General features: G+C 39.3%; 11 protein-coding genes and 1 CRISPR repeat array. Of the genes, 3 read left to right on the top strand and 8 right to left on the bottom strand.

The genetic code is table 11. The annotated features are described in order from the left end of the window. Nucleotides 1–1,091 (top strand): putative manganese-dependent inorganic diphosphatase (locus Q0E71_RS05895; protein ID WP_294796960.1); only part of this gene is annotated, 1,091 nt, incomplete at its 5' end. Nucleotides 1,092–1,094: 3 nt separating this feature from the next. Here the strand turns inward: Q0E71_RS05895 and lepB are convergent. Together lepB and Q0E71_RS05905 are read right to left on the bottom strand one after the other, a co-directional pair. Next, nucleotides 1,095–1,601, bottom strand: coding sequence for a signal peptidase I (lepB, locus tag Q0E71_RS05900; RefSeq protein ID WP_294796962.1), 507 nt, complete (start codon nucleotides 1,599–1,601; stop codon nucleotides 1,095–1,097). Next, nucleotides 1,598–2,323 carry an elongation factor P 5-aminopentanone reductase gene (locus Q0E71_RS05905; RefSeq protein WP_294796963.1) on the bottom strand — a complete coding sequence of 242 codons (726 nt, stop codon included), beginning with the start codon at nucleotides 2,321–2,323 and terminating at the stop codon, nucleotides 1,598–1,600. The genes lepB and Q0E71_RS05905 overlap by 4 nt, the downstream gene beginning before the upstream one ends. 81 nt (nucleotides 2,324–2,404) lie before the next feature. Here Q0E71_RS05905 and trmB point away from each other — a divergent pair, with 81 nt between their 5' ends. Together trmB and Q0E71_RS05915 are read left to right on the top strand one after the other, a co-directional pair. Further along, on the top strand, nucleotides 2,405–3,043 hold the full coding sequence (trmB, locus tag Q0E71_RS05910) for a tRNA (guanosine(46)-N7)-methyltransferase TrmB (RefSeq protein ID WP_294796965.1): 639 nt from the start codon (nucleotides 2,405–2,407) through the stop codon (nucleotides 3,041–3,043). Then, complete coding sequence (locus Q0E71_RS05915) at nucleotides 3,044–4,267, top strand: glycoside hydrolase family 3 protein (RefSeq protein ID WP_294796966.1); 1,224 nt, start codon at nucleotides 3,044–3,046, stop codon at nucleotides 4,265–4,267. A gap of 40 nt (nucleotides 4,268–4,307) precedes the next feature. Here Q0E71_RS05915 and Q0E71_RS05920 read toward each other — a convergent pair whose 3' ends face one another. From Q0E71_RS05920 to cas1, 6 genes are all read right to left on the bottom strand, one after another. Continuing rightward, nucleotides 4,308–4,655 carry a Spx/MgsR family RNA polymerase-binding regulatory protein gene (locus Q0E71_RS05920; RefSeq protein ID WP_294796967.1) on the bottom strand — a complete coding sequence of 116 codons (348 nt, stop codon included), beginning with the start codon at nucleotides 4,653–4,655 and terminating at the stop codon, nucleotides 4,308–4,310. A 99-nt stretch (nucleotides 4,656–4,754) separates the two neighbouring features. After that, nucleotides 4,755–5,495: a hypothetical protein gene (locus Q0E71_RS05925; RefSeq protein ID WP_294796969.1), complete on the bottom strand. Its 741-nt coding sequence runs from the start codon at nucleotides 5,493–5,495 to the stop codon at nucleotides 4,755–4,757. Between the two features lie 25 nt (nucleotides 5,496–5,520). Beyond that, nucleotides 5,521–5,724, bottom strand: a complete 204-nt coding sequence (locus tag Q0E71_RS05930) for a hypothetical protein (RefSeq protein WP_294796975.1) — start codon at nucleotides 5,722–5,724, stop codon at nucleotides 5,521–5,523. Between the two features lie 54 nt (nucleotides 5,725–5,778). Next, on the bottom strand, nucleotides 5,779–5,970 hold the full coding sequence (locus Q0E71_RS05935) for a hypothetical protein (protein WP_294796977.1): 192 nt from the start codon (nucleotides 5,968–5,970) through the stop codon (nucleotides 5,779–5,781). Nucleotides 5,971–5,989: 19 nt separating this feature from the next. Next, nucleotides 5,990–6,358 carry a hypothetical protein gene (locus Q0E71_RS05940; protein ID WP_294796978.1) on the bottom strand — a complete coding sequence of 123 codons (369 nt, stop codon included), beginning with the start codon at nucleotides 6,356–6,358 and terminating at the stop codon, nucleotides 5,990–5,992. Nucleotides 6,359–6,519: 161 nt separating this feature from the next. Further along, nucleotides 6,520–7,766: a CRISPR direct-repeat array (repeat unit 32 nt; unit sequence ATTTCAATCCACGCGCCCATGAGGGGCGCGAC). Nucleotides 7,767–7,912: 146 nt separating this feature from the next. Then, the gene (gene cas1 / locus Q0E71_RS05945; RefSeq protein WP_294796979.1) at nucleotides 7,913–8,428 is read right to left on the bottom strand and encodes a CRISPR-associated endonuclease Cas1; all 516 of its coding nucleotides are present in this window, start codon (nucleotides 8,426–8,428) and stop codon (nucleotides 7,913–7,915) included. Nucleotides 8,429–8,438 lie beyond the last annotated feature (10 nt).

Raw genomic sequence — 8,438 nt, forward strand, 5'->3', positions numbered from 1 at the left:
TCGTTATACTCGGCGACAGAGAGGACGCTCAAGAGGACGCGATCAAGAGAAATGTTTCTTGCATGATAGTGACTGGCGGCTTTGACATAAGCGAAAAAATCTTAAATTTGGCTAAGGAAAAAGGCATCAGCATCATATCGACTGAGTACGACTCCTTTATGGCATCAAGGGTGCTTCCTTTAAGCGCGCCCGTATCGTACGCGATGACAAAGGATGGCATCAAGACCTTCCACATACAAGATTTTGTTTCAGACGTCAAAGCCGAGATGAACAAAAACAGATTCCGCTGCTTCCCTGTCCTTGATAATGAAGGGGGTGTCATAAACACAGTCAGCCGTTACCATTTGCTTGACGACAAGAAGAAAAACATCATCCTAGTCGATCACAACGAAAGAACTCAATCCGTCGACGACATCGAAGAGGCTGAAATCCTTGAAATCATCGACCACCACAGAGTTGCCAACGTCGAGACAAAATTGCCACTATACTTCAGGAACGAACCACTAGGCTCGACAGCAACCATAATCACAAAGATGTTTATTGAGAATGGCGTAGTAATTCCAAAGCACATTGCTGGCTTATTAATCTCAGCCATCATCTCAGACACACTTTTACTTAAGTCGCCGACAAGCACAAGGACAGACGCGAAGATGATAGACTTTCTTGCGCCAATAGCTGGCATCGATCCAGACGTCTACGCTATAGAAATGTTTACCGAAGCGGCAAGCATCAAGGACGTAGCGAGCGAAGATCTACTAAAGATGGACGTGAAGTCATTTAACATCGCTAAGAAAAAAATTCGCGTCGCACAAGTCATGACTATGGATATGGATGAAGTGAAAAAGAGAAAAGATGATTTACTAAATCTGATGAAAGAAACGATAGAAAAGAATCAAGAAGATAGCTTCGTACTGATGATAACTGATATACTTAAAGAGTATTCACTAGTTTTAGTGCAAGGCTCATACAAAGAAAATATCGCCGCAGCCTTCGATAAAGAGCTAGCTGATAACGAGTTTACAGTCGATGGTCTTCTTTCAAGAAAGAAGCAAATGATACCTGCTATATCAAAAAAGATAGAGACTTTATAGTCCCTATCTTTTTTTGCTACTTTTCAGTTTTAATATTATCTTATGATTTATTTCATCTATCTTAAGCGGTCCAAATGACCTTGAGTCAGTACTTATAGTCCTATTGTCACCCATTAAAAAGACCTCATCATCAGAAAGCGTCCAGCCATTGTCCCTATCTACCCAAGAAAAATCATTCATATATTTATCTTCAAGATAAGTCTCGTAAAGCCTCTTGCCATTTATCAAAAGTCCTTCTTTTTTAGTCACCTCAAGGTGTTCACCAGGCAGTCCCACCACTCTTTTAATCATATCAACGTCCAAGGCCTCAGACCTTGCTCCGACAATATCGCCTCTTTTGATCTCACTGAATAAAGGCTTTTTAATCGCAAGAAATTTATCCCCGTCATTCGCCACAGGAGCCATGCTATCGCCATTAACGTTCACTATATTTAAAAATAAAAGAGTAAATATATTTATTGCTAATAGCAGAGCGATGATTATAATTGGAAGAGTTTTCTTTTTTTTCATATATAGAAGCCCCCGTTCACACGAAGCACTTCGCCTGTAATGAATTTTGCGTCCTGCGAAGCAAGAAAGACTGCCGCCTTCGCCGCGTCCTCTGCCGTGCCGATGGCCTCAAGCGGCGTTTCATCACGAAGCATATCTATTTCAGCCTCAGAATAAACTTTCATCATATCAGTCGCTATGCAGCCTAAACTTATTGCGTTCACTCTCACGCCCGATGGTGCCGCCTCTTTCGCGACCGCCTTAGTAAAAGCGATGACAGCCCCCTTCGATGCGCTGTAAACAGTCTCCATCGCGGCTCCCGTCTCGCCCCACATGCTCGTTACGTTTATTATGCAGCCCGCCCCCTCATGTATCATCGGCTTTATAAAAGCCTTAGTCATGTTGAAGACGCCCTTCATATTCGTGTTAAATACATAATCGTATTCCTCTTCACTCGTTTCTTGCACAAGCTTAGTCAGAGCCACGCCCGCATTATTAACAAGCACATCAATTTTTTTATATCTTTTAAAAATTTCTTCCTTTAATTTAAGAACTTGATTATAATTAGAAACGTCTGCCCCATAAACAAAGCCGTTCGAATATTTTTTTACTTCATTTAAAATTGCCAGCGCTTCATCACCATGCTCATGGTAATTGATGCAGACATCGTATCCTTTTTTGGCAAACTCAATCGCTATGGCCCTGCCAATGCCTCGAGAAGCGCCACTTACAAGAGCTAACATAATTATACCTCCTCAATACAAATATTATATCACAAACTTGCAATTTTAGCCATCATATGCTAAACTAATCTTGGTGATAAAATGAGAATGAGAAAAAAATGGTGGGCGCTGCCTGAACTTAAAGAGAGCCCCATCTTTAGATATAGACCCATGGAGAACAAGGGCAAATGGCATGAGGACTTCGGTAATAGTAGTCCCATCTACCTAGAGCTCGGCTCGGGCATGGGCAGCTTTATTAATTATTTGAAAAATACTTTTAAGGAGAAAAATTTCGTCGGCATCGATATGGAAGAGGGCTGCCTCGTTTATGCAAAGCGCATGCTTGAGGAAGAGGACACATCGAACGTAAGGCTTGTACTTGCAGACATTAGAAACGTCGATGAGTACTTCCAAGAGAACGAGGTCGAGGAGATTTATATAAACTTCCCTAACCCGTGGCCCAAGAACAAGCAGCACAAAAGAAGGCTCACTTACCCCGATCAACTAAAGATGTATAAAAAAATTCTGAAGCGTGATGGGACGATTAGGCTCAAGACCGATGATCAAGGTCTTTATGAATCGTCACTAAAGTATTTCGAGCGCGAGGGCTTTGAGATAATTTTCAAAACAGATGATTTGGCTGTAGACGAGTTCCAAGACGACTTTATCAGCGAGTACGAGACAAAGTGGCGCTCTCAAGACGTCAAGATCAAGGCAATACTTGTAAGGAATGTGAAATAGATGAAAAAGAAAATTTTATTAACACTTTTTATTATTATGTCAATGACTGTGTTTGTAACGTGTAAGGCGAAAAACGATGCAAATTTGCAAAACAAGGCAAAAGTAAATGATGAGGCAAAGGCAAATGGCGAAGCAAAAATAGATGACGAAGCAAAAGTAAATGACGAGGCAAAAGTAAATGACAAGGCAAAGCCAATAGAGGAGAAAAAATTGCCAGAGAAGACAAAAGAAGAAAAGCTATTAGAAAAGATGTCTCTTGATGAAAAGATTGGCCAGATATTTATCGCGCGCTGCCCCGATAAAGATGCGGCGGCACTAGCTAAGAAGCACCATTTGGGCGGCTATATCTTATTCGGAAGAGATTTTAAAGGCAAAACGAAAGATGCAGTAGTCAAAAATATACAAGAGTGCCAAAATGCTTCGAAGGTAGCTATGTTCATAGCCGTGGACGAAGAAGGCGGCACGGTCAGTCGTGTGAGCACGAATAAAAATTTTAGAAAATATCCATTCGCCTCGCCGCAGTATCTGTATAAGCATGGCGGCATGGAGCGAATTAAGAGTGACGCGAAAGAAAAATCGGATTTGCTAAAAAGCATTGGCATCAATCTTAATTTTGCGCCAGTCGCAGACATTTCCACGAATAAAAATGACTTTATATACAAAAGGAGCTTTGCGAAGAGCCCAGCCGAAACTGCAGAATATGTAAAAAGCGTTGTTGACGTGATGAATGAAGCGCACGTGGGCAGCGTCCTAAAACATTTTCCAGGCTACGGCAATAACAAGGACACCCACACAGACCTTGTTCACGACAAGAGGCCAATGGAAAAATTTAAGAGCGAAGACTTTCTTCCATTCAAGGCAGGGATAGACGCCAAAGCGACTATGGTACTTGTCTCACACAATATAGTCGAGGCAATTGACAAAAATGCACCCGCATCCATATCCCCCGCAGTTCATAAAATTTTAAGAGATGAGCTAGGGTTTGATGGCGTCATCATCACAGACGATTTGGCAATGCAAGGCGTAAAGAAGTTTGTAGGCAAGAAGAATGCCGCAGTGCTTGCGCTTAAGGCAGGCGCCGACATGCTTTGTGGGGCAGACTTCATTAATGACATCGCGGCCGTTAAGGCAGCCGTGGCAAATGGCGAGATTAAAGAAGCGGATATCGACGAACACGTTTTGCGCGTACTAAGAGCAAAAATAAATTTAGGAATAATTCAATAAGCATATGAAAAGCGGACTGAGATGAACTCAGTCCGTATTTTTACGCTAAATATTTTTTCACATCAGGACCCACAGCCACGAAAGAGCCATCGTCCTCGATAAGTATCGGTCTTTTCACAAGCATGCCATTAGTCGATAAAAGTTTGTACTTTTCTTCGTCACTCATATCGCCCAGCTTGTCCTTGAGATTCATGTCCCTATAAACAAGACCCGAAGTGTTGAAGAAACGCTTGATGTCAAGACCTGACGCCTTGTGCCATTTCTTAAGCTCCGCTTTAGTCGGAACATCCTTGTCAATCTCCCTGTAAGAGTATTTGATGCCCTTTTCATCAAGCATCTTCTCAATGCCCTTGCATGTAGTGCATTTTTTGTATCCAATAAGAATCATATAATCAACTCCTTGATTGATATATACCCAAATAGATGTTATCTAAGCGACTTATACTTTTCTAGATTTTTTTTCAGCACTATACTTTATTCTCCTATATCATAGTAGCTTAGACATTAAATGTAATTTACAATAGCTATCTTCAAATATTATTCCTTCATCTATGTAATCGTTTCTCATAAAAAAATCTAAGTTTCCATTAGGAAAAACTCCAAGTTCATCAGATATTACTAAAACTTTTTTATAATTACTTCCTAAATAATTTTCCAACGCCTTAAGTGGGGCAGATTTATAATCATATTCTTTATTTGATAAATACACACATGTGATAAATGCTATATCATCATTCTTTGGAATATCATACGGAACATATTTAGATGGAACAAATTCAGCTCCACCCAATAATTCATTTCGCAAAACATTAATAAAACCATAAATTTCTTCATTCATTGAATTATACATTTCAATTTTACTGTCACATCCTAAGCAATTTTTTCTAGATGTACACTTTGAAGCGACTATATAATTATCTTTTCTTATAGGTTTAATAGTTTCGGATATAATTTTGGTCCCTAATTTAGGAAGAAATGGCTTTTCTTCAGGAATAATACCCACAGCAATTTCTTCCATAAATTTTCTGCTTATAGGTGAGTAATATCTTTTTACATTATTAAGTACAGTTAAAAATGGAAAAAATATTTTATTAATTTTACAGGATTCACTATCATTAGAAATGTCATGCAAGTAAATATCCATTTTATCTTCATATTCGCTCATCAAATTTAAAATTTCTGTAGTTATTGGGCAGATATTCCCCCAATAATAAAAATCTATTTTCATTATTACACCTCAATAAAAACTACTCCTATAAAATAATATCCTCAATTTCAGCCATATCAATAGCTATAGTGCCATTTTCACTTGCAATAAAAAATGTATCCATAGCGTATTCTTCATCATCAAAGTCCTCCGCAAGTGAAATTCCATCGCCCATACCGCTAATGCTTGTGCCGTCCTTAAAAATTACCTTGATATAGTCTGCAAACTCAGCTTTTTTCCAATTAATCATATTAATCACCTCTTGCTAAATATATAACGGTGGCAGAATAAACTTGCACTTATCTTATAGATACTCTTCATCTTCATCAAAATTTAAGCCTAGTTCTACCCACTGTTCCTCATCATACACGCTTTTAATAATACTGAGCGTTTCAAGATATCCAAGCAAAGTCCCATATGATACTTGGTCGTCAAGCTTTCTTATTTCATCAATATTAGCTTTTATGTATTCGATAATTTGTTTTATTTTATCCATAAGTTCATTCCCTATATAATTACTTTTTTATATATTTAGATATTTGTTCATAAGCCATTTTTGTTTCAGGCCCCATATACTTAGATATTTCACTTTCATAAAACTCATCTGCAAGCTCTTCTAAAATTGTAAATTCCAAAACTTCAGAAACATAGATATCGCCAGAAGTCTCCATTGCTTCCATGAATGTAAACATTTTATTGATTAAAGCCTCATCATTGAACCTGATAGCATTAAAAAGAACCGGGTTAAATACTAATGAAAAAACCGTGTGTACTCCAGAATCTTCATCAATATTATCTTTTTCAAGCTCTATTAAATATTGCTTTTTAAACTCATCAATATAATTACTAACCATGAGAATTAAATCATTATAATTCATATCCATTTTTACTCCTTTTTTAATTGTTATATTTATTTTATTTAAATTTTATACAGTCTTCGTTTAATCTATCAACATATATAATAATATTATACCACATCAAAATAAATATAAATTTTAACAAAATAATAGTGCACAATTATAACTTCAGCTAATAATAATTAAAGATTTCAATCCACGCGCCCGTATGGGGCGCGACTATTATGTCTTTATACCTAAGCATAGGCTCGCCACCATTTCAATCCACGCGCCCGTATGGGGCGCGACTATTATGTCTTTATACCTAAGCATAGGCTCGCCACCATTTCAATCCACGCGCCCGTATGGGGCGCGACCCAACAAACAGGAATTTGCCACAAAGTTGCGATTGGAAATTTCAATCCACGCGCCCGTATGGGGCGCGACTGCTGTTTTCTTCATGTTGTCCCAAGTGTTTTTAAAATTTCAATCCACGCGCCCGTATGGGGCGCGACTAAACATGTTGTGTAATGCTATGCCGCCAAATACTATTTCAATCCACGCGCCCGTATGGGGCGCGACAGATGGCAAAGGTATATTGCCCACCAAATGCGGAATTTCAATCCACGCGCCCGTATGGGGCGCGACACGACTTTAGAGCTTATCAAAGAGGTAACACTTATATTTCAATCCACGCGCCCGTATGGGGCGCGACCTGTGAGTACTGGTTATTAAGTAAACCATAGCAATTTCAATCCACGCGCCCATGAGGGGCGCGACATTATCAATTAAAGCATTTGACGCTATGGAAAACAATTTCAATCCACGCGCCCATGAGGGGCGCGACCGCAGCAGGAACTCCTATCCTAGCAGTAGAAAATCATATTTCAATCCACGCGCCCATGAGGGGCGCGACAAACCCTGCACCAACTATGCACACCAAAAAGGAGTTATTTCAATCCACGCGCCCATGAGGGGCGCGACTGTGCTCTTGTCAACATGCTTATAGTTTTTGACATTTCAATCCACGCGCCCATGAGGGGCGCGACCAATAGTGGTGAGATAGGAGCATTTTTAATAGATGGAATTTCAATCCACGCGCCCATGAGGGGCGCGACATATCAGGTAGTATATCTGATTTAATGGAGCGTGCAAATTTCAATCCACGCGCCCATGAGGGGCGCGACAGCCGCAGGATATAACTATAACGAAGTACAAGCAATTTCAATCCACGCGCCCATGAGGGGCGCGACAGTATAAGAAAGGGGCAGAAGATGAAAGATATACCAATTTCAATCCACGCGCCCATGAGGGGCGCGACCGAATGGTTGGCGGCGGATTTTTGCCAACCTATTTATATTTCAATCCACGCGCCCATGAGGGGCGCGACGAAGCAGCCTACGAAGAGATAAAAGACCGAAAAGATTTCAATCCACGCGCCCATGAGGGGCGCGACAGCTAAATGTACTAAAAATTTTTATCATTGTCATACATTTAGTGTTTATATGTGCATAAATTTTATTTTATGCACTTTTTTTGCTTATTTTTAAGCATTTTTTTCTGCGAATCTCCTTGAATTTTTATGTTCATATGAGGTTCGCACTAATTTATTATAAATGGAGGATAGGCCTCTAGGTCTCCTCTGATGGTTCTAGCTAAAAGCATTGCTTGAACATATGGTAACAATCCGACTTCTATTTTTTCTTCTAGGAATGGATGTGTAATTGTATCTTGTAATCTTTTATTCCATATATCCAGATACTTTCTTTTTCCTTCTTCTGTAAATTCATATGAAGCATTATCTTTTGCGATAAAATCTTTCTCTTCGATTTGAGATCTGTTTATTAAGCTTAGGACGAATCTATCTGCCATATATGCTCTCATCTCTTCTGATAGGTCTAGTGCTAATGATTGTCTTCCTAGTCTGTCTTTATGATAAAAACCGACGTATGGATCAAGGCCTACTGTTTCAAGAGCGTTTTGCACAAGCACTCTAAGCATTCCGTATGAGAGTGAAAGCATTGCGTTTACAGGGTCTTTCGGTGGTCTTCTATTTCTATCTGTAAACTTAAAGTATTCTTTGTTGTTTAATATTAGGTAGTCAAAATTTTTAAAGATGTTAAGTTAT

This window comes from uncultured Fenollaria sp., from assembly GCF_934202865.1.
In the GTDB taxonomy this organism is placed as follows: Bacteria; Bacillota; Clostridia; order Tissierellales; family Peptoniphilaceae; genus Fenollaria.

Excerpts from the sequence above, each read along its gene's own strand:
- lepB (WP_294796962.1), bottom strand. The coding sequence starts at position 1,601 with ATGAAAAAAAAGAAAACTCTTCCAATTATAATCATCGCTCTGCTATTA.
- Q0E71_RS05905 (WP_294796963.1), bottom strand. The coding sequence starts at position 2,323 with ATGTTAGCTCTTGTAAGTGGCGCTTCTCGAGGCATTGGCAGGGCCATA.
- trmB (WP_294796965.1), top strand. The coding sequence starts at position 2,405 with ATGAGAATGAGAAAAAAATGGTGGGCGCTGCCTGAACTTAAAGAGAGC.
- Q0E71_RS05915 (WP_294796966.1), top strand. The coding sequence starts at position 3,044 with ATGAAAAAGAAAATTTTATTAACACTTTTTATTATTATGTCAATGACT.
- Q0E71_RS05920 (WP_294796967.1), bottom strand. The coding sequence starts at position 4,655 with ATGATTCTTATTGGATACAAAAAATGCACTACATGCAAGGGCATTGAG.
- Q0E71_RS05925 (WP_294796969.1), bottom strand. The coding sequence starts at position 5,495 with ATGAAAATAGATTTTTATTATTGGGGGAATATCTGCCCAATAACTACA.
- Q0E71_RS05930 (WP_294796975.1), bottom strand. The coding sequence starts at position 5,724 with ATGATTAATTGGAAAAAAGCTGAGTTTGCAGACTATATCAAGGTAATT.
- Q0E71_RS05935 (WP_294796977.1), bottom strand. The coding sequence starts at position 5,970 with ATGGATAAAATAAAACAAATTATCGAATACATAAAAGCTAATATTGAT.
- Q0E71_RS05940 (WP_294796978.1), bottom strand. The coding sequence starts at position 6,358 with ATGGATATGAATTATAATGATTTAATTCTCATGGTTAGTAATTATATT.